The sequence below is a fragment of the Staphylococcus sp. GDY8P54P genome (assembly GCF_017892645.1).
Taxonomy (GTDB): domain Bacteria; phylum Bacillota; class Bacilli; order Staphylococcales; family Staphylococcaceae; genus Staphylococcus; species Staphylococcus ureilyticus.
Window position 1 is genome coordinate 1 of sequence record NZ_JAESLN010000026.1, and the last position, 26522, is coordinate 26522.

Sequence of the window (26522 nt, forward strand, 5' to 3'; positions counted from 1 at the left end):
ATATCCTTCTTCATATAAGCTAAAAGCTTTTTGATAAGTTTCAGGTGATAATTTTCTATGAGTCATAAAAAAGCTCCCTTCAAAGTTTACATTTTTAAGTGTCTACTTTGAAGGGAGCATATCAATTTTTGCGGATTAGTCCTTTTTTTGAACGTGAGATTTTGGGCTGCGTCATTACAAATATTTAATTACTATGGAATTTTGCTTCCATTCTATAAATTCTTGAACCTCTGTCTGAAAACTTGCGCTCATATTCTGTTTCAATATTATTTTCTTTTTCTTCTTGATGCAAGTTCAAATTTATTTTTGTAAAATACATACCAAATTGGGACATACTTTCTAAGCTATAGGCAAATAATCCTCTATTATCTGTTTTAAAATGAATCTCACCATCTGTTTTTAACACTTGTTTATACAAAGATAAAAACGTATGATACGTCAATCTACGCTTAGTATGTCTTCTTTTCGGCCAAGGATCAGAAAAATTTAAATAAATACGTGAAATTTCACCATCTTTAAAGTATTCATTTAATTCTATCGCATCGTTACATATCAATTTAATATTCGTTAGATTTTGCTCTCTCACTTTATCTAACACTTTGACCATTACATTTTTTTCACGTTCCATAGATATAAAATTAATTTCAGGTCTTTGTGCAGCAAGTGTTGTTATAAATTGTCCCATGCCGGAACCAATTTCAATATAAATTGGTTGTTCTTTGTCAAACCACTCACTTATATGTCCTGAATGGCTGCCATCTGTGTCTACAATATCAGGATGCGATTTTAAATAATCTTCTGCCCATGGCTTGTAACGCATTCTCATTTTCTTGATAACTCCTTATATAAATGCATTGTTATTCATTACTTGGTTTAAGAACTTCAGCCACATATTCATATCTTTATAGCGTTTTTGTTCTTCATACCACTGAACCATACCAATAGATTGTACAGCAGTATACCATTTCATTCTTTTTTGCAAGTCTATAGAATCTTTCGTACCGTAATCATTTAACCACTGAGGCCATTTATTTTCAGGAACGTAATTGTATAGCAGCATGCCTAAATCAATTGCTGGATCTGCAATCATTGCACCTTCCCAATCCACTAAAAATAGTTCATCGTGGTCAGACAACAACCAATTATTATGATTGACATCTCCATGGACAACTGTAAAAAATCTAGGGTCAAGACTTGGCATATGATCTTCTAAATAAGTTAATGCCTTTCGCACCACATGGTGTGTTAACACTTCTCTAGATAATGAGGCGTTTATTTTATTCAACAAAATATCAGGCGTAATAGGATACATTTCCATACGCTTCAACATATTCAAAAGTGTTTTTGAACTATGTATTTTTTTCAATAAATTAGCTACTCGTTGTTCATACATCTCATCAAAAGTTAACTCTCTGCCATTTTTCCAATGCTGCGCCGTCACGACTTCCCCAGTCTCTATTCGTTTCGTCCATACGAGCTTAGGTACAATACCTTCAGCAGACAAGGCTGCAATAAATGGGTTTGAATTTCGTTTTAAAAACAATTTCTGCCCATCTTGTTCAGCCATATATGCTTCTCCAGATGCACCACCTGCTGAATCAAGTGTCCACCCTAATTGATAAAACTGCTCCAACACGTTCACCTCACTTTCAATTAGAAAATGGCTCCAGAAAACAGATTTCGAGAGCCAAATATAATCATTTTCTAATACACACACTTTTAAACTTAAAACTCTATATTACTGTCATTATATGATAACGACCATTTTGTCCCATAGAATCAAGTTTTTATATTTAAATATGAAATACTGTATCGAGATTGATAATAACTTTAACATCATATCATATATCATCTCGTAACAGTATTTTTTTCGAAAAATTCCTTTAGTTTTTTTAAATGAAATTTCATGTCTCAATTTCAAGTCTCATAGAAGATTTTATAATGTTTAAGGATTTATTTCAACCAATAATGAGAAACAAAAAGTCACATTTTACTACAGTATTTTTCTATAATTTTTAAATCGGCTCAGTTAGCATTATAACATAATTTAGCTTTGGTAAAAGTTACATTTTATTTCCTTTTATGGAAAATATTAACTATCTGTGTCAATGTATCTATTAAATCCTTCTTGTAACGATTTCGTTATTGGTCCAACTTCTCCGTCTCCTACTTGTTCACCATCTAATTTTACGACTGGCATTACTTCAATAGATGTACTAGACACAATAATTTCATCTGCATTTCTTAAAAAATCTACAGTAAATGTACCTTCATTAAACGGTATACCTTTTTCTTGAGCAATATCTTTTATGACCATACGTGTAATACCATTCAATATATAATTATTTACTGGATGTGTATAGATTTCTCCAGCTTTAATAGCATAAACATTGCTTGATGATCCTTCAGTAACAATATCACCTCTATGTTGAATAGCCTCTTGAGCGTTATATTTAACTGCACGCTCTTTAGCCAACACATTGCCAAGTAAATTCAAGCTTTTAATATCACATCTTAACCAACGAATATCTTCAGTTGTAATCGCATTAATACCTTCTTCTAATAAATTATATGGACGATCGTAAGTTTTAGTAAATGCCATCACATTTGCTTCTACTGATGGCGTAGGAAATGCATGGTCACGAGGGGCTGCTCCACGTGTAACTTGTATATATACGCCACCATTAACGACACCATTCGCTGCTAATAATTCTTGGATTAATTCTGTAAGCTCTTCTACATTATATTTCAATTCTAAACCTATTTCTTTAGCACTTCTCAAAAGTCTTTCAAAATGTGGTTTTGCAGTAAAAATATTATTGTTGTATGTTCTAATATATTCATATATACCGTCACCAAATACATAACCACGATCATTGTATGGTACGCATGCATCTTGTTCGTCTACTAAATGTTCATTAATAAGTACTTTTGTCATCATCATTCCTCCACACATAGAGCATATAAAGCTTCTAAATAAATACTAGTTGCATTGAATAATTGTTTTTTCGTAATATACTCATTTTTTTGATGCATTAAATCTTCTGAATCATTAAACATAGCACCAAATGCGACACCTTTATCTAAATTTCGAGCATAAGTTCCACCACCAATTGTGTATGGTTCAGTTTGGTCACCTGTTTGATTACGATATGTTTTCACTAAAGTTTGTACGAAAGGATCATTTTTATCCACATAGTGAGGTGTTTGATTTTTACCTAATGCTATAGAAAAACCAAGTTCCTGAATCTCACCTTTAAAACGAGTCATGGCTTCTTCAAATTCAAAACCTTGCGGATATCTTAAATTAATACCGAATTGACCACCATTTTGATTATCATATGAAATGATACCTATATTTGTAGTTACATCTCCCATAACATCTGTGTGGAATTTCATTCCCATTTTTTCACCGAAATGAGAGTTGAATAAATACTGTTCACTAAATTGAGTGAAATTTTCAGCAGTTTTGTCTAAACCTAATTGGGCTAAGAAATGTAATAAGTACAATCCAGCGTTCACACCAATAGATGGATCCATACCATGTACAGCTTTACCGTATGCTTTAAGCACTAATACGCCACTATCAACGATACTTTCACCATTTATATTATGATCAGATAGAAATTGTTCGAATTTTTGAATGACGTCAGTCATATTTTCTTTAACCGCAAGTTTACCAATTGCTTCGTCAGGTACCATGTTATAACGTTGACCTGATGTAAAAGAAATAAGTTCGTATTCTGGTTCATCTTTATCTTCAGCTTTTTCATTTTGAACCACATCAAAAGTACTAATACCCTTTTCACCGTGTATTGCTGGGAATTCAGCATCAGGTGCAAACCCTAAAGTTGGCATTTCTTCAGTTTTAAAATAACGCTCTGTACATTTCCAATCTGACTCTTCATCAGTACCTATAATGATATGTATACGCTTTTTCCAATTAACTTTCATATCGTTCAATATTTTCACGGCATAATATGCGGCAATTGTTGGCCCTTTGTCATCTAGTGTGCCCCTTGCAATAACCTTATCTTCAGTTACAACCGGATCAAAAGGATTAGTATCCCAACCATCACCAGCTGGCACTACATCAACATGACATAAAATCCCCATAACATCTTCGCCTTCACCAGCTTCAATACGCCCTGCAATATGTTCAACATCGTGAGTATCAAATCCATCACGTTCAGCAATTTCGTACATATAATCTAATGCTTTACGTGGTCCAGGTCCGACTGGATTATCTGAAGAAATTTCATTATCATCTCTCACACTTTCAATAGATAATAAGCCTTTTAAATCATTTATAATATCTGTTTCGTATTCTTTCACTTTTTCTTTCCACATTTAGCATCAACTTCCTTTTTAATACTTATATAATTAATATTTTACATGAAGTAGTACAGAAACTACAGCGAGATGTGATTATTATTTTAAAAAATTCACTGTATAATTAAATGAAAAACAGTTTAAAACCTTTCATATACCTAACTTTCAATTTCTGTATTAATATATATAAAAACCTAGTTCAAAACAATGAACTAGGTAAAAAAATCAAATGTATAATTGCTTATTTATTTTTATTGTTTTTGAGCTCGTCTTCAGTAACGACGCGAAGATTATTTGAAGGGTCAGCAGCACCTTCATCTGTAAATCTTGCTTCCTCAACATGCTCTTCGTCTTCAGATTCACCCTTAAAACGTTCTTTTTGTTCGTTAATAAAACCTTTAGGATCTTGTTTTACTTTTGAAGCATAACCTTTAGGATCTTGTTTTACTTCATTATAAGTTTCATTTGCTTTTGAACTAATCTGACTAGCGATGTCTTTGGCGTTTTGTTTATAAGATTCAGGATTTGATTTATATTTGCTATATTCATCCTTTAATTTATCTCTATTCTCTTTTTTAGAAAGAACAACTGCAGCAGCTGCGCCTCCAACACCTAAAATTGCTTTTAATAATTTTGACATAATAACACCTCTTTATTATTTTAATCCTAATTGTTTAAAATCTATTTGAGTTAAATGGCGATACTCACCTGGCGCTAAAGATTCATCCAGTTTTAATTCACCAATGCTAATGCGTTTCAATTCTAAAACTTCATTATCTATAGCATGAAACATGCGTTTAACTTGATGATATCTTCCTTCATAAATTGTGACAAATGATTTATATGCTTCATCACTTTTTACTAAAGTCGCAGGCTTTGCCAAACCCTCATTCAATTCAATACCCATTTTAAACGATTTTATATCATTATTTGTAATATTTTTTTGGGAAATTACCTCATAGGTTTTAGATACGTGTTTCGTTGGGCTCATTAGTTCATGGTTAAAAGTGCCATCATTCGTAATTAATAACAAACCCGAAGTATCTTTATCTAAGCGACCAACTGGAAACATATCTAAAAAACGGTACGGTTCAACTAAGTCCACAACTGTTTGATGTTGCTCATCCTCTGTTGCAGATACGTAACCTTTAGGCTTATTTAACATTAGATAGACTTTATCAATATAGTGAATTGTTTCATTGTTTTTCTGTACTTCATCAGTTTCTGGATTTATTTGTTTTTTAGGAGATTTTTCTATTTTATTATTAACTGTAATAATACCTTTTTTCAATAATTGTTTAACTTCTGTACGTGTTCCTACACCCATATTAGCTAAAAATTTATCTAATCTCATTTTATAATCCCTAATTTACGTCTGAGTTTATTTGGAATATCTCCTAAAAATTGGTCAGCAAGTTTCGTCTTCATCGTAATACCACCGTAAACAATCATACCTACTATGACACTGATAATTAAAATTGCTAAAGCACCAAATTTAGTTTGCGGAGAAATAACCATTTGTAATAAAAACGATGATAATTCAACTACGACCATCATTAACAAGCCATATAAGAAAATTTTACCAAAATGTAACCACGTTTCTGAGAAGTCAAAACTCGCATATTTTTTAAGTATATAAAAATTACAGATAACAGCAAATAGTAACGCTATCGCCGTACTTAAAATTGCTCCAGCAGTATGGAATGCCATAATCAATGGCGTATTTAGTATCACTTTTAATACTACTGCCGCTAAAATTACAAAGACTGTTAACTTTTGTTTATCAATACCTTGCAGCATAGAAGCTGTTACACTTAACAATCCAATTAAAATAGCAACAGGTGCATAATAAAATAACAATTGACTACCATCGACATTATAACTATAAAAGACAGTATACAATGGTAGCGCTAAAGCCATAATTCCCAGACTTGCAGGGACTGTAATATACATTAACACCCCTAATGATGTTCGAATCTGTCTGTGCATTTCTTTTAATTCACCAGATTCATACGTCTTAGTAATAAATGGAATTAAACTCACTGCAAAACCAGCAGATAATGACGTTGGAATCATTACTATTTTATTTGTCGTCATGTTTAAAATAGTAAAGAAATAGTCATGTAAACGACTTGGTACTCCAGCCAAATCTAAGGCACCATTATGTGTAAACTGATCTACTAAATTAAATAGTGGGAAATTTAAACTAACAATTACAAATGGGATGCTATAAGAAATAATTTCTTTATACATTTTTCCATAAGATACAGAAATATCAGAAGTATCCGTTGCCACCATTTTTTCAATGTTAGGCTTTCTCTTTCTCCAGTAATACCATAAGGTGAATATCCCTGCAATCGCACCTACTGCAGCAGCAAATGTTGCTATACCATTGGCCTGTAACACACTTCCACCAAAAACATTCAGAACTAGATAACTTCCTACTAAAATAAATAAAATACGTGCGATTTGTTCAATAACTTCTGATACAGCAGTTGGACCCATTGATTTATAACCTTGGAACACACCACGCCATGTAGCCAGTAATGGGATAAATATGACTACCATACTGATAATTCTAATAATCCATGTGATGTCAGCGACGGACCAGCCACCCTTAGCACCAGATTCATGGGCTAAAGTAATTGTGGCAATGCTCGGTGCTAATAAATATAAAATGAAAAATCCAATAAATCCTGTTATAGTCATAACTATAAAGCTTGATTTATATAATTTTTCACTGACTTTATACGCCCCTAAAGCATTATATTTAGACACATATTTAGACGCCGCTAATGGCACCCCAGCAGTTGCAACTGCAATGGCAATATTATACGGCGTATATGCATAGTTAAAAGGCGCCAATTTTTCTTCTCCACCAATTATGGAATAAAAAGGAATAATATATAAAACACCCAAGACTTTAGTAATCAATATACTAAGGGTGATTAAAAAGGTACCCCTAACTAATTCTTTACTTTCACTCATTCAGATCTTCCTATCTCAAATTTAATTTTTACAATCATAACTTTAATCATAACGTTATAAACACTTTTTTTCAAAACTATATTACTATAAACTATAAAATAACACTATTTAGTAAAGTGAGGCAATCAAATGTACCAAACAATTATAATTGGCGGTGGACCTAGTGGTTTAATGGCTGCTGCCGCAGCAAGTCAACATAGTGATAAAGTCCTTCTCATTGAAAAGAAAAAAGGGCTCGGACGCAAATTAAAAATCTCAGGAGGTGGACGTTGTAACGTCACAAATCGTTTACCGTATGAAGAGATAATTAAAAATATACCAGGAAATGGAAAATTTTTATATAGTCCTTTTTCCGTATTTGACAATGAATCTATTATTCACTTTTTCGAATCACGTGGAGTTGTACTCAAAGAAGAAGATCATGGACGTATGTTTCCTGTTTCTAATAAAGCACAGGATGTTGTAGATGCGTTAATTCGTACGATTGAAAAAAATAATGTAACTGTAAAAGAGGAAACGTCAGTACACGCTATTGAACATACACCTCAACAGACATTCAAAGTCTTTTTAGGTAATCAACAAGCAATTGAAACGAATAGTTTGATTATCGCTACAGGTGGCACGAGTGTACCAAAGACCGGTTCGACTGGTGATGGTTATAAATTCGCTGAACACTTTGGACATACAATTACAGAACTTTTCCCAACTGAAGTACCAATTACGTCATCCGAGCAATTTATTAAAAACAAAAGATTAAAAGGATTAAGTTTAAAAAATGTTGCGTTATCTGTATTGAAGAAAAATGGTAAAAAGCGCGTCACACATCAAATGGACATGATATTTACTCATTTCGGAATCAGTGGCCCTGCCTCATTAAGATGCAGCCAATTTGTATATAAAGAACAAAAAAACCAAAAACGAGAAGATATCGAAATGCAATTAGATGCTTTTCCAGAACTCAGTTTTGCACAATTAGAAGACAAAGTACGTAAATTATTAAAAGATACGCCAGATAAATATGTAAAAAATAGCTTACACGGTTTAATTGAAGAACGTTATCTATTATATATGTTAGAGTTAGCAGATATTTCAGAAACATTAACAGCACATCATATCTCTAATGAACAATTTAATACATTGATTACTTTATTGAAAGGTTTTATTTTTAAAGTTAATGGAACACTATCAATTGAAAAAGCTTTCGTAACTGGCGGAGGGGTCTCTCTTAAAGAAATCGAACCCAAAACAATGATGTCAAAATTAACGCCAGGATTATTTATGTGTGGTGAACTGCTCGATATCCATGGTTATACAGGTGGCTATAATATTACTAGCGCTTTAGTTACAGGTCATATATCAGGAACAAATGCAAGTAAATTTCAACATTAAACCTATCAATTTGTGATCTACTAGACCAACTACGCACTGTTAAAACAAATTCATTTTTAATGTTTTGTATTTTCTATGCGCTTGAGTCACCGAATGTTATAATACTTAAGTCGCCTACTCTCAGGCGTCAATAGACGTAGAGAGGAGGTGTATTTTGTGATTGATATCTTTGTTCATTTCATGACTGCTGTTATCAGTGGTTGTATCGTTACGTTATTTGCGTACTGGCTGCGCAATCGTAATGACAAATAATACAGGCGACATTTAGCCAACACCAAAAAACCCCCTCACTACTCGCAATAGTGAGGGGGTTTGGTGTATCTGTATTGATATCTTTGTTAAATATATTATAACACTAAACTTGCATAAAATGCAAAATCATCGTTTGATTTTGCTCGATCAAAAGATTAAATACTTTTAATTTCTAAACCTTCATCGCCCCACGCATCCATGCCACCTTCAACATTGACTGCGTGAATGCCATTGCGTTCTAAATATTGGACGACTTGTGCACTTCTGCCACCAGCTTTACAAATAATATAATACGTTTCTTCTGAATTAAAGTGACTTAAATTATCAGGAATTTTATCCATAGGTATCGTTTCTGCATCTGGTATGACACCCATTGCTGTTTCTTCATCAGTTCTTACATCTACGACATGAACAGGATTAGAATTTAAAATTTTTGATTTCAATTCATCTATAGTAATTGTTTCCATAATATATACGCCCCTTTTGTGTTATTTGGCAACAATATTAACAAGTTTTTGAGGCACCGCAATCACTTTTTTAATATCCTTGCCTTCTATTTCAGCTTTGATATTTTCGTTACCTAATGCTACTGTTTCCATTTCTTCTTTTGAAAGATCTTTAGAAACTTTAATTTTGGCACGAACTTTACCATTTACTTGAACGACAATTTCCACTTCATCATCGACTAATAATGTTTCATCATAAGAAGGCCATGGTTGATAAGTAATCGTTTCTTCATGTCCTAAACGCGCCCATAATTCTTCACCTATATGAGGTGCGATTGGCGCTAACATTTTAATAAATCCTTCAATATATGGTTTATAAATCTCATCAACTTTATAGCAATCATTTATAAATACCATTAGCTGACTAATTGCCGTATTGAAATTTAATGTTTCAAAGTCTTCCGAAACTTTTTTCACAGTTTGGTGGTAACTTTTATCTAAAGCTTTATTATTAGTATTGACTACTTTATCTGTGATTAAACCGTCTTCTGTAATTAAAAGTCTCCAAATTCTGTCTAAGAAACGTCTTGAACCGTCTAATCCTTTATCACTCCATGCAATTGCAGCATCTAGTGGACCCATGAACATTTCATATAGACGTAACGTATCAGCACCATGTGATTTGATTATATCATCTGGATTAATAACATTACCTTTAGATTTGCTCATTTTTTCATTACCTTCACCTAAAATCATGCCTTGGTTAAATAATTTTTGGAATGGTTCTTTGGTAGGCACTACACCTAAATCATACAAGACCTTATGCCAAAATCTAGCGTACAATAAGTGTAACACTGCATGTTCAACACCACCAATATATAAATCCACAGGCAACCAATGTTTTAACTTTTCAGGATCAGCTAACATCTGTTCATTATCTGGGTCAATAAAGCGTAAATAATACCAACAACTACCTGCCCATTGTGGCATTGTATTTGTTTCACGACGTCCTTTCATCCCAGTTTCTTCATCAATAACATTAACAAATTCATCTATATTAGCTAATGGCGATTCACCTGTACCAGAAGGTTTAATTTCGTCTGTCTCAGGTAAAAGTAAAGGTAATTCATCTTCAGGAACCGTTGTCATCGTACCATCTTCCCAATGTATAACAGGAATAGGTTCGCCCCAATAACGTTGACGACTAAATAACCAATCTCTCAGTTTATAATTGACTTTTCTTGTACCAGCATTGTTTTGTTCTAAAAGTGTAATAGCTTTTTCAATCGCTTCTTGATTATATAAACCATTTAATTCTTGTGAATTAATATGAGGCCCATCGCCATCATAAGCTGCTTCAGATAGGTCTCCACCTTCAATTATTGCTTTAATTGGTAAATCAAAAGCTTTTGCAAATTCATAGTCTCTTTGGTCTCCGCTAGGAACTGCCATAACAGCGCCTGTACCATATGAAGATAAAACATAATCAGCAATCCAAATCGGCGTTTTTTCTCCTGATAAAGGATTAAATGCATACGCTCCAGTAAACACACCAGATTTTTCTTTAGCTAATCCAGTACGTTCTAAGTCTGATTTCATTGCCGCTTCTTGTTGATATTTCTCAACACTTTCTTGATGTTCTGATGTAGTAATTTTATTTACGAGTTCATGTTCAGGACTTAACACTAAGAATGTTGCACCATAAATAGTGTCTGGGCGTGTTGTAAACACTTCAATTTGATCATTGAAATTTTCTACATTAAATCTTACAGATGCGCCTTCTGATCGTCCAATCCAATTACGTTGCATGTCTTTTAAAGATTCAGGCCAATCTAAATCATCTAAATCTTCAAGTAATCTGTCTGCATATTCAGTAATTCTAAGTACCCATTGTTTCATTGGTCTTCTATAAACAGGATGTCCGCCACGTTCAGAAACACCATCGATTACTTCTTCATTTGACAATACAGTACCTAACGCAGGACACCAGTTCACTGCTACTTCATCAACATAAGCAAGTCCCTTATTATATAATTGAATGAATATCCATTGTGTCCATTTATAATATTCTGGGTCTGTTGTATTAACTTCACGATCCCAATCATAACTAAATCCTAATTCCTTAATTTGTCGTTTAAAAGTTTGGATATTTTGTTTTGTGAATTCACGAGGATCATTACCTGTATCAAGTGCATATTGTTCAGCTGGTAAACCAAAAGCATCCCAACCCATTGGATGTAATACATTATATCCTTGCATTCGTTTGTATCTTGAAATAATATCAGTAGCTGTATAGCCTTCAGGATGGCCTACATGTAGTCCTGCACCTGATGGATAAGGGAACATATCAAGTGCATAAAATTTTTTCTGGCCTAAATTATCTTCAGTTTTGAACGTTTTATAGTTTTCCCAATAATTCTGCCATTTTCTTTCAATTTCATTATGATTGTAATTCACTTCATTTCCTCCTGTTCAATAATAAAAAGACACCTCAAACTATTATATAATAGGGACGATGATTTTCACCGCGGTACCACCCTGTTTCACTAAATGTGCGCTCATTTTAATTAATAGTTAGAGATGTCATTCATTCACTTTAAGTCCTGGTAAGTTCACTTGAGGCTTTACGCTAGGTTCCACCCACCCTAGCTCTCTGTCGAAAAGCTTTCAAATTACTACTCCTATACTCTTCTTATGATATTTGAAAAAACCCTTTATTTCAAGTATAAAGTTGATTTACAAAACTCGCCTTTATGTTTATATAAAATTATTTAAACTATACAGAAAATATTATTAATTCAATAACCATTTCTCGCTACATCATTAATGCTTATTTTTAATCTCATGTACCATGATTGCTCTGTAACAAAAATAAATGAAATCTACATTATGGGTTCAATATTATATTAAATATCCTTTGGTAATTTGCGATCATAAAATGTTAAAAATATAAGTGATAAAACTAACAATGAAATCATGCTTAAAAACATGATTTGCATGTTAAACATATCAACAACAACACCACCAATAAGAGGACCAAATGCTTTACCAACTGTAGCTGCAGAATTAACGTAACCTTGGAATGAACCTTCTTTCCCATTTGGTGCAAGTTGATTTGCAATTGTCGGAACTGCTGGCCAAACAAACATTTCACCCAATGTTAATATAACCATACCTACCATAAATACAGAAAATTGTTCAGCAAAACTTGTGACAAAGAAAGAGATAATAAAAATACCTATACCAACATACATTTGATGCTTTAAATTTCCTTTTAATAATCTGATTATTGGAATGATTAATGGTTGTGCAACTAATATCATAATACCGTTGACAGTCCACAATAAACTGTATTGGCCCATAGAGATATTTAGCTCTTGAGTAAATGAAGCAATCGTACTTTCCCATTGAATATAAGCAATCCAACAAATGCTAAACATGACACACAGCAAAGTTAATGCAATGAATTGTGGTCTGTACGCTTTATCTAATAAACTCATGGCATCATTTGATTTAACTTTAATGTCCAATTTAATATTAAATTGGCTAATTGCGACTATGGCAAATGCAATATACATTAATAAATTAGCTATAAATATATAATTAAAACTTAATTCTGCCACAAAGCCACCAGATGCTGCACCAATCGCCACTCCTAAATTTTGAGCTAAATATATCGCATTAAAAGTTTGTCTACCACCTTGCGGCCAAACTGCACCTGCTAACGCATAAATTGCTGGGACAATCATGCCACCGCCAAAGCCTAGACAGACTAACCATACTGCATACCATGGCCATCCGTGGAAAAAATTCAACAATGTTGTACTACTTAAACAGATCACAGTTCCAATCATAATTGTCCGATAACCACCCAATTTATCAAATAGATTACCACCTAATAAATTGCCAATGACCATACCAAATGAATTAATCATTAATACTAACCCAGCCATTGTTAAACTTTTGTCTAATTCTTCATTCATATATATTGTATTTAATGGCCATAAAAAACTTGAGCCTGTGATATTTAATGCCATACCAATCACCAACCACCACACTGATTTTGGCATATTCATAACCATAAGCTCCTTTCTAATTTTAAATTTCTGTTTTTACTCTAAACACTATATCATTAAAATATGTTAAAATCTTTAACTAGAATGAATTTAGAAAGGAAAATGTTATATGGGACAATTCTTCCCTTACGCATTCGAGAATAAACGATATCATACTTGGAATTACCATTTGAAAAATAAATTTGGCCAAAAAATCTTTAAAGTTGCAATTGACGGAGGATTTGATTGCCCAAATAGAGATGGCACAGTTGCACATGGTGGCTGTACGTTTTGTTCTGCAGCAGGAAGTGGGGATTTTGCAGGAGATCGTGTAGACCCGATAGATGTGCAATTCCAACAAATCAAAGATAGAATGCATGAAAAATGGCATGAAGGTCAGTATATTGCTTATTTCCAAGCATTTACTAACACACATGCGCCAGTTGAAGTATTAAGAGAAAAGTACGAAACTGCATTAAAAGAACCTGGAGTTGTAGGATTATCTATTGGAACACGCCCTGACTGCTTACCGGATGATGTTGTCGAATACTTAGCTGAATTGAACGAACGTACCTATTTATGGGTTGAATTAGGTCTACAGACAGTACATCAAAAAACATCAGATTTGATTAATCGTGCACATGATATGAAAACGTATTACGAAGGTGTAGCTAAGCTACGTAAACATAACATAAACGTGTGTACACATATCATTAACGGTCTTCCTGAAGAAGACTATGACATGATGATGGAAACAGCTAAAGAAGTAGCACAAATGGATGTCCAAGGCATTAAAATACACTTGTTACACCTACTTAAAGGTACACCAATGGTAAAACAATACGAAAAAGGCATGCTCGAATTCATGTCTCAAGACGATTATACAAATTTAGTTTGTGATCAACTAGAAATTTTACCAAAAGAAATGATTGTCCATCGAATTACTGGTGATGGTCCGATTGACTTAATGGTTGGCCCTATGTGGAGTATCAACAAATGGGAAGTATTAAACGAAATTGATGATGAATTAGCACGCAGAAATTCTTATCAAGGAAAATACTATGAATCGACGATTAAATCATGAAACTAGAACGGATTTTACCATTTTCTAAAACGCTATTACGACAACATATCAACAAAGACAGCATTGTGATTGATGCCACTTGTGGTAATGGTCATGACACTGAATTTTTAGCACAACAAGTCCCAAATGGTAAAGTGTATGCTTTTGATATTCAAGAAGTTGCAATTCAAAATACGAGCAACAAGACAAACGCATTTAAAAATGTACACTTAATTCAAGATAGTCATGCTAAAGTAAAGCAATATATACAAAGTAATGAAATTGGACAAATTGATGCAGCCATTTTTAATTTAGGCTATTTACCTAAAGGCGACAAATCAATTGTGACAATCCCCAGCAGTACTTTAACAGCTATAGATGAAATATTTGATATATTGGCAACAGAAGGCATAATTGTACTAGTAATATATCACGGACATGATGAGGGCAAAATTGAACGTGATGCATTATTAAATTATCTTCAACATTTTGATCAAAACAAAGCACACATATTACAATATCAATTTATTAATCAAAAAAATAATGCACCATTTCTATGTGCAATTGAAAAAAGATAAAGTATATTAAAAATAAAAATGCATCTCCATTTATATGGAGATGCATTTTTACTTTAGTATAGATATTGATTACCTAATACTATATTGGGTCTAACTTCTCATTTTGTAACTATAATTATTCCCTATAATTTTAAGATAGATTTAAGACTAGATTGTATAGTAGATGATTTTTCACTTATTTCTGCTTTAAAACAATTTAAAAGTTCTTCCCTTTGATCTTTTAAATCCTCATTGAAATGTATAATTACCGTACGTTCATCGTTCACAGGTCTTTCTTTAATAATCCACGCTTTCTCAACTAAATCATTATACGTTCTTGTACGTTTATAAGATTTTATTTTAACATAATTATCCATTTCTTTAAGCGTCATTGATCCTTCTTCCCAAAGTGTTAAAAGAATTAAAATTTCTTCTTTTGACATTTTATATTGTTTCTGTACTTTTTCAAAGATTTCTTCAATATCTTTAAGTACATATTCCAATCTAAGGACACTATCTACCATATCAGCAATTGTCTTCCCCATAGAAATATCCCCCAATCATAATATAAAGTTAAACATGTAAAATTAATTTACCAAAAATTCATTCAATGCAAAATTTATTCATATCGGAATAAATTTTGATATTTTCAATAAAATTAATCTTATATACAGTTTAAAATTAAATTATGAATTATGCAATTAGTTGTTTGATTTTATTTTGCATATCTTTCAAAATTATGGCAGAATTTTCAAACTTTTCACTTTCTTCACTATTTAATTGCGTTTCATATACTTTAACTGCACCATTTCTATTAATTAATGTAGGCACTCCAATATAAACATCTTCTTGTTTATATTCGCCTTCTAAATAACTAGAAACTGGCAAGACTACATTTTGATTTTTTAAAATTGCTTGTGTAATACGTACCAATCCCATTGCTATGCCATAATAAGTTGCCCCTTTTGATTGGATAATCTCATAAGCAGCATCTCTTGTGTTGGTAAATATTTCATCTATTCTATGTTGTTTATCAGGGTTATCATTTAATAAATTGTATAATGGTTGACCAGCAATATTAGCTTGTGACCATATCGCTAATTCAGAATCTCCATGTTCACCAATAATTTGTGCATCCACACTCCAAGGGGACACACCAAATTCTTGTGCTAGTTCAAATTTAAATCGTGCGGTATCTAGTATTGTACCTGATCCAATCACTTGAGCTTTCGGTAATCCTGAAACTTTTTGTGTTACATAGGATAATACATCCACTGGATTTGTTGCTATAAGGAAAATGCCATTAAAGCCTGTGCTCATAATTTTAGTGACAATATCTTTAAATATTTTTGTATTTTTTTCTACTAAATCTAATCTCGTTTCGCCTGGTTTTTGTGCAGCTCCTGCAGTAATGACAATTAAGTCAGCATTACTACAATCTTCATAACTACCAGCTTTTACTTTTACTGGTGAATCACCGTATGGAGCACTATGATTTAAATCTGCAACATCGCCTTTAACTTTTGCTTCATCTAAATCAATTATTACTAATTCATCAGCTAAACCTTGTGCAACTACTGCGAAAGCATAACTTGATCCAACTGCTCCATCACCTATTAAAACTACTTTATTCCCTTTTTCAATTTTCATGCTAAGTCGCTCCTTTTAATTCAAAGTAAATATTACTAAAGATTAATGTGATTTTTTTCACAATATAAATATAACAATTATTATTTTAAAAATCAATGTTTATTGTGATTTTTTTCACATTATTTTTTATAAATAAAAGAGTGTCAATAAAATCAACGACAGATTAAATTTATTCACTCTTTTTATCAATGATTGTTAAGTCATAATTGTATCAATTAGATGGTTGTTAACACTTATTAAGCATTTCATAAAATGATACTCAAGATCCGATACCATCATTTATTATATAAATTATGAAAGTTCATTTTCATCATGTACAATAAAACCAATATTACTAGCGCTATTATTAAGAAATGCTAGAACATAGCGCATTACGTCATCTCTTTCAGGTTCATTATGTATTTCATGATTCAACCCAGGCCAAGCTTTAAAATATAACTCTTCTGTAGTAATTTTTTCTTTAATTAAACTCATAGTAGAAATATCAGACACTTTATCTTCTAGTCCATACATTAATAATAAAGGAAGTGGTTTAATATCTTTTAAATGTGTAACAGTTTCTTTCATGATTTCAATGATTTGTTTATACCAATGATACGTAACTTTCTGAAGCATGAGTTGGTCCGCTTTTGCCTCTTCAATAACCTCCTCATTACGTGTTAAATCTTCAATTGTAATACCTATTTTAAATCTTGTATCTTTAGTTAATTTTCCTACATTCGACACAATTTTATCTTTTCTAGTTTTTTTATTTTTCTTGAATTCTAATAATGGAGAAATCAACATTAGCCCCTCAATAGGCACTTCCACTTTTTCAAGTAAATTTAAAATGATAAGCCCACCAAGGCCTACACCTAAAAAATAAGTCGGAAGTTTATACTCATTAGCTATTCTAATCCATTCAAGCACATGTTCATGGTATACTTCGAAGTTTGCTATTTGTCCTTTATTAGCACGTGTAGTTTGACCTTGTCCAGGCAAATCACCCATGATTACATGGTAGCCATTTCTACGAAGCATTGTTATAACATATGCATATCTACCTGTATGTTCGAGCATGTTATGGGCGATTACAATGACACCCTTTGCCTCGTTTTCTGTTTCCCATTTCCACATATTCCATACTTCCCCTTCTACAATAATTTCAATAACTACATTGTATCAAAATATGATGTACTTTTTCCATTTTTAACGCATAAATCATACTGTTATGTGTGCCTATAACTTTATAATTATAACTCATAGCTAAAGCGTGAGACAATGTTATCGTGTAGTATATAATATTTAGTGTAATAAATTTTATTGTAAACGATTTCATTACTATTAGATTCATGCTACACTATTATTGAAAGAACAGCTATAAGCAGAATGGGAGGAATTAATATGCCAATTGTGAAAAATTTTTTTATAGGATTATCTAACAATCCATTTTTAAATAAAGCAGCTAAGGAAATTGGTCCTATGTTCGGTGCCAAGAAAGTAGTTGCAGGGAACACTATTCCAGAATTAGTGGACACAATTGAACGTTTAAATAACAAAGGGATTACTGTCACAGTAGATTGTCTTGGTGAATTTGTTTTAAATGAAGGTGAGGCAATACAAGCAAAAGACCAAATATTAGAAGTGATGTATGCTATCAACAATCATAATTTAGATGGTCATATGTCTATCAAAATCAGCCAATTAGGTTCTGAGTTTGACATTGATCTTGCTTATCGTAATTTACGTGAAATATTACTTAAAGCTAACGATTTTGGTAATATGCATATTAATATAGACACTGAAAAATATGATAGCTTATTTGATATTACACAAGTTTTAGACCGATTAAAAGGCGAATTTAAAAATGTAGGAACTGTTATACAAGGATATTTATATAAAGCAGATGCACTCGTCGATAAATACCCAGAATTACGATTACGTATGGTCAAAGGTGCATATAAAGAAAATGAAAACATCGCCTATCAAACTAAAGAAGAAATTGACGATAATTACATACGCTTAATTAAAAAGCGACTGTTAAATGCGAAAAATGTCACTTCTATTGCTACACATGATGATGCTATCATCACACATATTAAACAGTTTATTAAAGACAATAATATTGAAAAAGATAACTATGAATTTCAGATGTTGTATGGTTTCCGCTCAGAATTGGCAGAATCACTAGCGCGCGAAGGCAATCATTTCTGTATCTATGTTCCATACGGTGATGATTGGTTTAGTTACTTTATGAGAAGATTAGCAGAACGACCTCAAAATTTAAATCTAATGTTTTTAGAAATTATGAAACCCGAAGTGTTGAAAAAAATGGGAGTAGTCGTTGGAGCTCTGTCAACTATTGGAGCTTTAAGTGCATGGCTATACAAAAAATTTAAAAAATAAAAATTTTATGATTAAAGTGTATGTAATTTAAACCTTTTCAAAACATTGTTAGATTAATCAAATGTAATATCATATTTATGAATAAGTGAATGATTACGGATTATGCAAACGATATTTATAGTCCAAGTATGACGAGCAAAAACAAAAATTTAAAACAAAAGAGGCTGGGACATAAATCCCCTTTCTCAAAATTATTTTGTTTGAATCATATAGTTCTTTGACAAATATGACGTATTTTAGCAAGTCTCTCGAAGTATAGGACAAGCTGCTACAGGCTAAAGCTGTCCCCAAAGAAAGCGAGCCAACAATATGAAGTATTGAATAAAAAGACGCACTCAGATGAATTGAATTAAATCATCTGAGTGCTATTTTTTTGGATTTATATGCCTGACTCTTATTTTGAGCAGAGGAAATGATATCTAGAGTTCTGACCTAATTTTTATTTTTAAATGACATTACTAATTATTACTTGAATCATTAAATTTTTTTCAATAAATTTGCCATTTCTATAGCACTTACTGCTGCTTCAGACCCTTTGTTTCCTGCTTTTGTACCTGCACGTTCTACAGCTTGTTCAATATTTTCAGTTGTTAAAATTCCAAAGATAACTGGTGTATCTGAAATATCATTCGCTTTTGAAACACCTTTCGCTACTTCATTACATACATAATCATAATGTGACGTTGAACCTCTAATCACACAACCTAAAGTAATTACTGCATCGTAATCACTTTTTTGAGCTAATTTTTTAGCTACTAATGGGATTTCAAAAGCCCCAGGCACATATGCAACATCAATATTTTCTGCAGGCACTTCGTGTCTAACTAAAGTGTCTTTAGCACCATCTAGCAAACGATTCGTAATGAAATCGTTGAATCTACTTACGACAATCGCTACCTTTAAATCTGATCCTATTAATTTACCTTCAAAATTCATGTTTATTCCTCCTATATTAAATGACCCATTTTCTCTTTTTTTGTTTTCATATAAGCTTGGTTATATTGGTTAGATGGTGTTACCAATTCAATTCTTTTGGCAATATCAATGCCGTAATTCTCCAAACTTCCAAATTTTTTAGGATTATTACTTAATAAATTCACACGTTTGATACCTAGATATTTTAAAATTTCAGCAGCATATTGGTATTCTCTTAAATCTTCATCAAAACCGAGTGCAATATTTGCTGTAACCGTATCATATCCTTGTTCTATCAATTCATATGCTCTTAATTTATTAATTAAACCGATTCCTCTACCTTCTTGAGGTAAATAAAGGATAACGCCTCCATTTTTATCAATGTATTTCATAGATGCAGCAAGCTGTTCACCACAATCACATCTTTGACTATGAAAAATATCTCCAGTCAAACAAGCAGAATGTATACGTACATTCTCTGTTTCGTTAATATTACCACTTGTGATTGCTACAATTTCTTCACCATCATTTGTTGTAAAACCATACATATCGAAATTACCATATTCAGTAGGCAACCTTATTTTAGCTTTTGCTGCAACAGACGAAACAGATTGCTTTCTATATTTTTCCAAATCTTCGATAGATATCATTACCAAATTGTGCTTATTTTTAAATGCTTCTAAATCATCACCTTTTGCCATTGAACCATCGTCATTCATAATTTCACAAATCAGCGCTGCCGGTTTTGCGCCAGTTAATTTAGCTAAATCTACAGAGGCTTCAGTATGACCACGTCTAGCCAATACACCATTCTCTTGAGCAACTAATGGAAATAAATGGCCTGGTTTATTAAAATCTTCTGCTGTTGTACTATTATCGATTAATGCTTTTGCAGTGAGCATTCTTTCATCAGCACTGATACCAGTTGTAGTGTTAATATGATCAATACTAACTGTAAATTGAGTGCCATATACATCTGAATTATGATTGACCATTGAATGAAGTTCTAAATCTTCAGCTATTTTTTTACTAATCGGTGCACAAATTAATCCTCTTCCATATTTAGCCATAAAATTAACAGTATTATCATACATCCATTCAGTAACTGCTACTAAATCTCCTTCATTTTCTCTATTTTCATCGTCTACTACAATGATACTTTTACCTTTTTTTAGTGATTCAAGTGCTAAATCTATACTGTCCAATTGCATTTTACTCCTCCTAGAATCCAAAAGCGCTTAGTTTTTCTAAACTTAAACCTTTTTCACTTTTACCAACTATTTTTTCTACATATTTAAACAACATGTCTGTTTCAATATGTACTAAGTCACCAACACGTTTTTGATTTAAAATAGTTGATCTTCTTGTTTCTGGTATAAGATGAATATCAAATTCTGTATCTCGTAATTGAAATACTGTCAAACTAACGCCATCTACGGTGATTGAACCTTGTTGTACCATTTGATCGATCACAGAAGTAGATGGTTTAATAGTTACAATTTTAGAATTATCTGAGTTTTGTATTCTAGTAATTCTAGCTACTTCATCAGTGTGGCCAAGTACAAAATGACCTCCAAATCTTCCTGAACCGCTCATTGCTCGCTCTAAATTCACCTCAGCGGATTGATTTAATTGATTCAAATAGGTTTTATTCTCAGTACCTTTGATTACTTGGACTGAAAATGACCGTTCATCAAATTGTATAACAGTTAAACATACACCGTTTACACTAATAGAATCACCAATATGCATGTCAGATAAAATTGTTCTACAATCAATTGTTAAATTAACAACCGCTTGTTGTGTTGTAACTTTTTTTATAGTTCCTATTTCTTCGACAATACCAGTAAACATAATTATTCACTTCTTTCGCAATTCTAATTTAATATTTTGCTCAAGCATTTTGGAATTTACAATTTCAAATTGAGGAACGTCTGATAAATTAAAGACATTTTCTGTTTTGAAAAATTGATTGTCACCAGAACCACCTATTATTTTCGGGGCGTAATATAAGATGAGTTCATTTGTAAAGTTAGATTGGAGAAATTCTGAAGTAATCGTGGGACCTGCTTCAACCAAAACACGTCCAATCCCGTTTTGATATAACTGCTTTAAAATATTTTCAATCGTACAATTTGAGCAATACATTATTTCTATATTTTTATTTTGATTTTTTAAATTTTTATTTTCTGTAAAAATCCATATTGGCGTCGTCGGTTGTTGAAAAATGTCTAAAGTAAAATCGACTTGTCCAGATTTTGAAAGTATCACAAGTATAGGTTGTTTACCTTGTTCAATCCTAGTAGTATATTGTGGATTATCTGCGTTTAACGTACCAGTCCCGGTGATTACTGCATCATGTTTATGTCTGAGCATAAATACATCTTGTTTAACAGTTTTGTTGGTAATCCATTTACTTTCACCACTATCAGTAGCTTGTTTACCATCTAAACTGCAAGATACTTTTACAGTAACTTCAGGAACGCCTTGTCGCTTAGTAATAAAAAAGTCTTTGTATAATGCTTCAGCATCTGGCTTATGATGAAACTCGACTTTCACTCCAGCATTTTGTAAAATTTCATCACCTTTAGACGATAAGGTTGTGTCTTTAACAGCATAAACAACTTTTGAAATACCAAATTCAATAATTTTGTTTACGCATGGTGGCGTTGAACCATAATGTGAACAAGGTTCTAAAGATATATAAATTGTCGCTCCATTTGCTGCTGCTTTTGCCATATCTAAAGCTTGTACTTCGGCATGTTTGTCACCTTTTCGTAAATGTGCACCAATACCGACGATTCTACCTTGATTTACCACAACTGCACCCACAGGAGGATTTACACCAGTTTGGCCATCTACCATCTGCGCCAATTGAATTGCATAATTTAAATATTGACTCATATAATCACCTCTTAATAATAAAAAAACACCTGAAACTCATTTCAGGTGTGGGATGTATTTAGATATAACATAATTTACTTAAATTTGAATACACTTCTCCAATTTTTAGAAAAATGTACGTTAAATAAACACTTGTATAAGTGCCTTTTTGTTATACTTCATTCTTTCTCCCATCCAGACTTTACTGTCGGCTCTAGAATTTCACTAGATCAGCCACATTTGCCAAAACAAATGCAGGTCGCAGGCTTAATTTACTGCCGGTTGGGAATTCCACCCTGCCCCGAAAGAATATTTATGAAATTGTAATTGATGATTGAGTCAAAGTAACTTTTGAAAGCTACAACGTTATCGTACTATATATTTCGACAAAAAACAATTCATATTATCTAAGTCGGCTTTATATCAGTAACAACTTGCTTATATTCTTAACTTCACAATGCTTATAAGTTGGTTTACAAATCCATTCATCAAAAATTTACATCTTAAAATATTTTCATAAATGATTAAACGCTTTACTTATTTAATATTTTTATAATTCAAACCAAAAACGAACGAACATCTAGCAAAAATTACTCTTTTGCTTTCCTCAAAATGAAACCGGATTTAAATTCATTCGGAAACATAATTCATATTTAACTGATTCATCTAAATTGGATAAACATTCGTTTGTATACTACACTACAAAATCAATCATGCTTAGCATTCAACAAATTCTCTACCACAGTTACAGCTTGTTTTACTATCATCATAACGCCGTTACGTGATTGATTAATTCCATTTGTAACTTGACCTAAAGCAAACATGTTTTTTAAGGTACCATAACGTGGACTTATAATTTGATTTGTTTCTGGAATGATTTGAATACCACCTAGTGGGTGTGCTTGAACTACTTGCCTATTTTCCAGATTGAGAATCAGTTGATCATCTTGGTCTAATTCTGATAAATGTGATTTTGAACCAGTAGCATTAATGACAATATCAAATTTATCAATTGCTTTAAAATCATCCTCATATTTAAAACAAAATTGATGCCCGTCATATTTAACGTCTTCTAACCCTTTTTTGATTTCAATTTGCCCTTTTTCGATATGATCGATAATTAATTTTGCGGTACGAGGAGGCATTGGGTTCGAATTTTCTTTTAATATAGATTGGTATTTTTCTAAGAATATCTTCTGATCCTCTCTACTGAAACTGTTCCAAATCCAATTTAAATTTTCTTTTGTTAATTCTAAGATACTTTGAAATTTCCCTAGCGCTTCGGCATGTTGTAAATCATAGGTTAAATCCAAAATCGGGTCGCCTTGCCTTCTGTGTACTAATGCTTCTAATGGAATATCATAATATTCACAGTCCTTTTTAAATAATGCCAATGCCTCGTCCAAAGGTACGTTTCCAAAATATTCTTTTTTGATTTCATTAAATTTTTCTGGAGTAAGATATTTAAATTGAATTTCTGGCATATTTCCCCTAACACTGGGTAAATGACCTTTACGACTCGTCACTGTAATAGGTAAATTAGGATGATGTGCCGTTACAAATCGAATGACATCTAAACTTGCTAAGCCAGTACCAATAATGGCAATTCTATCAGTACTATCAACTTCATTTAATGTGTCATAAGTAGGATAAGGTGTTTTTATGTAACCTGGTGTTCCTTTTAATTGATATGGGTCATGATAGGACATCGTGCCGATTGTTAAAAATACAATATCATAACGTCGGCGTTTCTCTAAATTTTCAGATGTGCAGACAACATATTCAACCTGCGTATCCCCAATATTAGATTCTATATACACTTCTAATACTGCTTCTTTAATCATATGAATATTACTATATTGATTATGATAAGTTTCCAAATAATCTTTCATATAGTGTCCAAAAATAAATCTGGGTAGATACTCTGGATTAGAAAATTTAAATATAGATTGATGTTGATACCATTCGTAAAATTCTCGCTCATTATTCAAATTTAAAGACATTTGTTTTGCAGGTAAATTGATTAATAATTGGTCGCTGTCATTTTGAAAAGGCACACCTTGACCCATGTTTTTAGGGTTATCATAAACGTCTACTTCCATTTGTTCGAATTCATTATATTTAACTAATTCTTTTAACAAACTAACACCTGCGGTACCCATACCAATGATAGCTATACGCATTTCACTCATCCTTACTTTAATTAATTTATACTTAGTATATCAAGTATTTAATTGATATTACATATTAATGGACTATGCCACCATTATACAAAATTAATATATATGTTAATATAAAAATGTTGTATCAAAAAAGATTTCTAAAACATATAAGGAGTTAAAACATGAAATTTTTTAAAAGAATAATTTATTTATTGATTGTTAGTTCAATTTTATTAGCAAGTTGTGACTTACCTGGTTTAGGCGGCGGTCAATCTAAAAACTCAGTTAAAATTTCTGCTTTAGCTACGAGTGAATCTCAAATCATGGCTTATATGCTTAAAGATTTAATAGAACATGATACAAAAGGAAAGATTACTGGATCGATTATTAACAACTTAGGTTCAGCTACAATACAGCATAATGCATTACTTCGCGGAGATGCCGACATATCAAGTACACGCTACACTGGTACTGATTTGGTTGGAGCTTTAGAACAACAACCTATTACAAATACTCAAAAAGCAATGTCAGTAACTCAAAAATTATTCAATCAAAAATTTGATCAAACGTTTTTCGACTCTTATGGATTTGAAAATACTTTTGCTTTTATGGTTACTAAAGAAACCGCAAAAAAATATGATTTACATACCGTTTCAGATTTAAAAAAAGTAAAAGATAAAGTAAGAGTTGGTACAGATACGACATGGATCAAGAGAGGTGGCGATGGTTATGCACCATTCCGTGCACATTATGGTTTTGGTTTCAATGATTTAAAACCTATGCAAATTGGACTAGTTTACGACGCGTTAAAAAATAATAAACTCGATGTTGCACTTGGTTATACAACAGATGGAAGAATTGCAGCGTATGATTTAGTTGTACTTAAGGATGATAAAAATTTTTTCCCGCCATATGATGCTAGCGCGGTCGCTCCAAATGAATTATTACAAAAGCATCCACAAATTAAAAAATCTATTAATAAATTAGATGATAAAATTAGTACTGAACAAATGCAAAAGTTAAACTATGAAGCAGATGGTGAAGGTAAAGAACCAGCAATTGTAGCCAAAAGATTTTTAGAAAAACACAATTATTTCGAAGATGAAAATTAAATTTCAAGTGTAATTCTATATTTAATGTTATGTGATATTAATCGATTAGTGTTACTATAGCTACATAGTAAGGAAGTGATTTAATGAAATTCATTATAAAAGTGATAATATCAACGATTATGCTTTTTATATTATTTGGACAGAAAAATAAAGCTAAATAATATTTACTACTTTAACATCTCTCGTTCATCTTGATAATTAATTCACAGTTTACGGAATTCGATTACCTATGTCTATAAAATATAAATTACTAACTAATGTAAATATCAAAAATCAATCATTTATGTATTCAAAAAGGACTAATCCATTTTTCCTGATATGCTCCCTTCAAAG

At 32.1% G+C, this 26522-nt stretch carries 24 protein-coding genes and 1 riboswitch; of the genes, 6 read left to right on the top strand and 18 right to left on the bottom strand.

The features are described 5' to 3' along the window. Positions 1 to 184 precede the first annotated feature (184 nt). The 7 genes from trmB to KA883_RS08655 all read right to left on the bottom strand — a co-directional run bounded on the left by trmB (position 185) and on the right by KA883_RS08655 (position 7320). The gene (gene trmB, locus KA883_RS08625) at positions 185 to 826 is read right to left on the bottom strand and encodes a tRNA (guanosine(46)-N7)-methyltransferase TrmB (protein WP_046208348.1); all 642 of its coding nucleotides are present in this window, start codon (positions 824 to 826) and stop codon (positions 185 to 187) included. A gap of 15 nt (positions 827 to 841) precedes the next feature. Next, on the bottom strand, positions 842 to 1633 hold the full coding sequence (locus KA883_RS08630) for a phosphotransferase family protein (RefSeq protein WP_046208347.1): 792 nt from the start codon (positions 1631 to 1633) through the stop codon (positions 842 to 844). A 459-nt stretch (positions 1634 to 2092) separates the two neighbouring features. After that, complete coding sequence (dat, locus tag KA883_RS08635; RefSeq protein WP_046208346.1) at positions 2093 to 2938, bottom strand: D-amino-acid transaminase; 846 nt, start codon at positions 2936 to 2938, stop codon at positions 2093 to 2095. A 2-nt stretch (positions 2939 to 2940) separates the two neighbouring features. Then, positions 2941 to 4350, bottom strand: a complete 1410-nt coding sequence (pepV, locus tag KA883_RS08640) for a dipeptidase PepV (RefSeq protein ID WP_046208345.1) — start codon at positions 4348 to 4350, stop codon at positions 2941 to 2943. A gap of 223 nt (positions 4351 to 4573) precedes the next feature. Then, positions 4574 to 4972: a YtxH domain-containing protein gene (locus tag KA883_RS08645; RefSeq protein WP_046208344.1), complete on the bottom strand. Its 399-nt coding sequence runs from the start codon at positions 4970 to 4972 to the stop codon at positions 4574 to 4576. Positions 4973 to 4987: 15 nt separating this feature from the next. Continuing rightward, positions 4988 to 5686, bottom strand: a complete 699-nt coding sequence (locus KA883_RS08650; RefSeq protein WP_046208343.1) for a pseudouridine synthase — start codon at positions 5684 to 5686, stop codon at positions 4988 to 4990. Next, on the bottom strand, positions 5683 to 7320 hold the full coding sequence (locus tag KA883_RS08655) for a putative polysaccharide biosynthesis protein (protein WP_046208342.1): 1638 nt from the start codon (positions 7318 to 7320) through the stop codon (positions 5683 to 5685). The genes KA883_RS08650 and KA883_RS08655 overlap by 4 nt, the downstream gene beginning before the upstream one ends. Positions 7321 to 7449: 129 nt before the next feature. Here KA883_RS08655 and KA883_RS08660 point away from each other — a divergent pair, with 129 nt between their 5' ends. Next, complete coding sequence (locus KA883_RS08660) at positions 7450 to 8709, top strand: BaiN/RdsA family NAD(P)/FAD-dependent oxidoreductase (RefSeq protein WP_210139951.1); 1260 nt, start codon at positions 7450 to 7452, stop codon at positions 8707 to 8709. Between the two features lie 156 nt (positions 8710 to 8865). Then, positions 8866 to 8961 (top strand): type I toxin-antitoxin system Fst family toxin, encoded by a 96-nt coding sequence (locus tag KA883_RS08665; protein ID WP_107360307.1) that lies wholly within the window; start codon positions 8866 to 8868, stop codon positions 8959 to 8961. Positions 8962 to 9116: 155 nt separating this feature from the next. Here KA883_RS08665 and KA883_RS08670 read toward each other — a convergent pair whose 3' ends face one another. The 3 genes from KA883_RS08670 to KA883_RS08680 all read right to left on the bottom strand — a co-directional run bounded on the left by KA883_RS08670 (position 9117) and on the right by KA883_RS08680 (position 13483). After that, positions 9117 to 9428, bottom strand: coding sequence for a rhodanese-like domain-containing protein (locus tag KA883_RS08670; RefSeq protein ID WP_046208340.1), 312 nt, complete (start codon positions 9426 to 9428; stop codon positions 9117 to 9119). A gap of 21 nt (positions 9429 to 9449) precedes the next feature. Then, on the bottom strand, positions 9450 to 11864 hold the full coding sequence (leuS, locus tag KA883_RS08675) for a leucine--tRNA ligase (protein WP_046208339.1): 2415 nt from the start codon (positions 11862 to 11864) through the stop codon (positions 9450 to 9452). 449 nt (positions 11865 to 12313) lie between these two features. After that, positions 12314 to 13483, bottom strand: coding sequence for an MDR family MFS transporter (locus KA883_RS08680; RefSeq protein ID WP_046208338.1), 1170 nt, complete (start codon positions 13481 to 13483; stop codon positions 12314 to 12316). A gap of 109 nt (positions 13484 to 13592) precedes the next feature. On the opposite strand from KA883_RS08680, the gene mnmL reads away from it, so the two are divergent. Continuing rightward, positions 13593 to 14546 (top strand): tRNA modification radical SAM protein MnmL/YtqA, encoded by a 954-nt coding sequence (gene mnmL / locus KA883_RS08685; protein ID WP_046208337.1) that lies wholly within the window; start codon positions 13593 to 13595, stop codon positions 14544 to 14546. Then, positions 14543 to 15103 (top strand): tRNA 5-(aminomethyl)-2-thiouridylate-methyltransferase MnmM, encoded by a 561-nt coding sequence (mnmM, locus tag KA883_RS08690; protein ID WP_046208336.1) that lies wholly within the window; start codon positions 14543 to 14545, stop codon positions 15101 to 15103. Before mnmL ends, mnmM begins: the two co-directional genes overlap by 4 nt. Positions 15104 to 15225: 122 nt before the next feature. Here mnmM and KA883_RS08695 read toward each other — a convergent pair whose 3' ends face one another. The 3 genes from KA883_RS08695 to KA883_RS08705 form a co-directional block, all read right to left on the bottom strand. Beyond that, positions 15226 to 15627 (bottom strand): transcriptional regulator, SarA/Rot family, encoded by a 402-nt coding sequence (locus KA883_RS08695; RefSeq protein ID WP_046208335.1) that lies wholly within the window; start codon positions 15625 to 15627, stop codon positions 15226 to 15228. A gap of 148 nt (positions 15628 to 15775) precedes the next feature. Continuing rightward, complete coding sequence (locus KA883_RS08700; RefSeq protein ID WP_046208334.1) at positions 15776 to 16732, bottom strand: L-lactate dehydrogenase; 957 nt, start codon at positions 16730 to 16732, stop codon at positions 15776 to 15778. Between the two features lie 291 nt (positions 16733 to 17023). Further along, positions 17024 to 17848, bottom strand: coding sequence for an alpha/beta fold hydrolase (locus KA883_RS08705; protein ID WP_046208333.1), 825 nt, complete (start codon positions 17846 to 17848; stop codon positions 17024 to 17026). Between the two features lie 267 nt (positions 17849 to 18115). Between KA883_RS08705 and KA883_RS08710 the strand changes: the two genes are divergently transcribed. After that, on the top strand, positions 18116 to 19117 hold the full coding sequence (locus KA883_RS08710; protein ID WP_046208332.1) for a proline dehydrogenase family protein: 1002 nt from the start codon (positions 18116 to 18118) through the stop codon (positions 19115 to 19117). A gap of 477 nt (positions 19118 to 19594) precedes the next feature. Here KA883_RS08710 and ribH read toward each other — a convergent pair whose 3' ends face one another. From ribH to KA883_RS08735, 5 genes are all read right to left on the bottom strand, one after another. Further along, positions 19595 to 20053 carry a 6,7-dimethyl-8-ribityllumazine synthase gene (gene ribH / locus KA883_RS08715; protein ID WP_046208331.1) on the bottom strand — a complete coding sequence of 153 codons (459 nt, stop codon included), beginning with the start codon at positions 20051 to 20053 and terminating at the stop codon, positions 19595 to 19597. 11 nt (positions 20054 to 20064) lie between these two features. Next, positions 20065 to 21243 (bottom strand): 3,4-dihydroxy-2-butanone-4-phosphate synthase, encoded by a 1179-nt coding sequence (gene ribB, locus KA883_RS08720; RefSeq protein ID WP_210139952.1) that lies wholly within the window; start codon positions 21241 to 21243, stop codon positions 20065 to 20067. A 10-nt stretch (positions 21244 to 21253) separates the two neighbouring features. After that, positions 21254 to 21886: a riboflavin synthase gene (gene ribE / locus KA883_RS08725; protein ID WP_046208329.1), complete on the bottom strand. Its 633-nt coding sequence runs from the start codon at positions 21884 to 21886 to the stop codon at positions 21254 to 21256. Between the two features lie 6 nt (positions 21887 to 21892). Continuing rightward, on the bottom strand, positions 21893 to 22936 hold the full coding sequence (ribD, locus tag KA883_RS08730) for a bifunctional diaminohydroxyphosphoribosylaminopyrimidine deaminase/5-amino-6-(5-phosphoribosylamino)uracil reductase RibD (protein ID WP_210139953.1): 1044 nt from the start codon (positions 22934 to 22936) through the stop codon (positions 21893 to 21895). A 158-nt stretch (positions 22937 to 23094) separates the two neighbouring features. Next, positions 23095 to 23228: riboswitch (FMN riboswitch) on the bottom strand. 394 nt (positions 23229 to 23622) lie between these two features. Continuing rightward, positions 23623 to 25098, bottom strand: a complete 1476-nt coding sequence (locus tag KA883_RS08735; RefSeq protein ID WP_046208327.1) for an FAD/NAD(P)-binding protein — start codon at positions 25096 to 25098, stop codon at positions 23623 to 23625. Positions 25099 to 25259: 161 nt separating this feature from the next. Between KA883_RS08735 and KA883_RS08740 the strand changes: the two genes are divergently transcribed. Next, entirely contained in the window at positions 25260 to 26189 is a 930-nt protein-coding gene (locus KA883_RS08740) for an osmoprotectant ABC transporter substrate-binding protein (protein WP_046208326.1), read from the top strand. Positions 26190 to 26522 lie beyond the last annotated feature (333 nt).

Bases quoted from the DNA above. Each gene is read 5' to 3' on its own strand.
- trmB (WP_046208348.1), bottom strand. From the start codon at position 826: ATGAGAATGCGTTACAAGCCATGGGCAGAAGATTATTTAAAATCGCAT.
- dat (WP_046208346.1), bottom strand. From the start codon at position 2,938: ATGACAAAAGTACTTATTAATGAACATTTAGTAGACGAACAAGATGCA.
- pepV (WP_046208345.1), bottom strand. From the start codon at position 4,350: ATGTGGAAAGAAAAAGTGAAAGAATACGAAACAGATATTATAAATGAT.
- KA883_RS08645 (WP_046208344.1), bottom strand. From the start codon at position 4,972: ATGTCAAAATTATTAAAAGCAATTTTAGGTGTTGGAGGCGCAGCTGCT.
- KA883_RS08650 (WP_046208343.1), bottom strand. From the start codon at position 5,686: ATGAGATTAGATAAATTTTTAGCTAATATGGGTGTAGGAACACGTACA.
- KA883_RS08655 (WP_046208342.1), bottom strand. From the start codon at position 7,320: ATGAGTGAAAGTAAAGAATTAGTTAGGGGTACCTTTTTAATCACCCTT.
- KA883_RS08660 (WP_210139951.1), top strand. From the start codon at position 7,450: ATGTACCAAACAATTATAATTGGCGGTGGACCTAGTGGTTTAATGGCT.
- KA883_RS08670 (WP_046208340.1), bottom strand. From the start codon at position 9,428: ATGGAAACAATTACTATAGATGAATTGAAATCAAAAATTTTAAATTCT.
- KA883_RS08680 (WP_046208338.1), bottom strand. From the start codon at position 13,483: ATGAATATGCCAAAATCAGTGTGGTGGTTGGTGATTGGTATGGCATTA.
- mnmL (WP_046208337.1), top strand. From the start codon at position 13,593: ATGGGACAATTCTTCCCTTACGCATTCGAGAATAAACGATATCATACT.
- mnmM (WP_046208336.1), top strand. From the start codon at position 14,543: ATGAAACTAGAACGGATTTTACCATTTTCTAAAACGCTATTACGACAA.
- KA883_RS08695 (WP_046208335.1), bottom strand. From the start codon at position 15,627: ATGGGGAAGACAATTGCTGATATGGTAGATAGTGTCCTTAGATTGGAA.
- KA883_RS08700 (WP_046208334.1), bottom strand. From the start codon at position 16,732: ATGAAAATTGAAAAAGGGAATAAAGTAGTTTTAATAGGTGATGGAGCA.
- KA883_RS08705 (WP_046208333.1), bottom strand. From the start codon at position 17,848: ATGTGGAAATGGGAAACAGAAAACGAGGCAAAGGGTGTCATTGTAATC.
- KA883_RS08710 (WP_046208332.1), top strand. From the start codon at position 18,116: ATGCCAATTGTGAAAAATTTTTTTATAGGATTATCTAACAATCCATTT.
- ribH (WP_046208331.1), bottom strand. From the start codon at position 20,053: ATGAATTTTGAAGGTAAATTAATAGGATCAGATTTAAAGGTAGCGATT.
- ribB (WP_210139952.1), bottom strand. From the start codon at position 21,243: ATGCAATTGGACAGTATAGATTTAGCACTTGAATCACTAAAAAAAGGT.
- ribE (WP_046208329.1), bottom strand. From the start codon at position 21,886: ATGTTTACTGGTATTGTCGAAGAAATAGGAACTATAAAAAAAGTTACA.
- ribD (WP_210139953.1), bottom strand. From the start codon at position 22,936: ATGAGTCAATATTTAAATTATGCAATTCAATTGGCGCAGATGGTAGAT.
- KA883_RS08735 (WP_046208327.1), bottom strand. From the start codon at position 25,098: ATGCGTATAGCTATCATTGGTATGGGTACCGCAGGTGTTAGTTTGTTA.
- KA883_RS08740 (WP_046208326.1), top strand. From the start codon at position 25,260: ATGAAATTTTTTAAAAGAATAATTTATTTATTGATTGTTAGTTCAATT.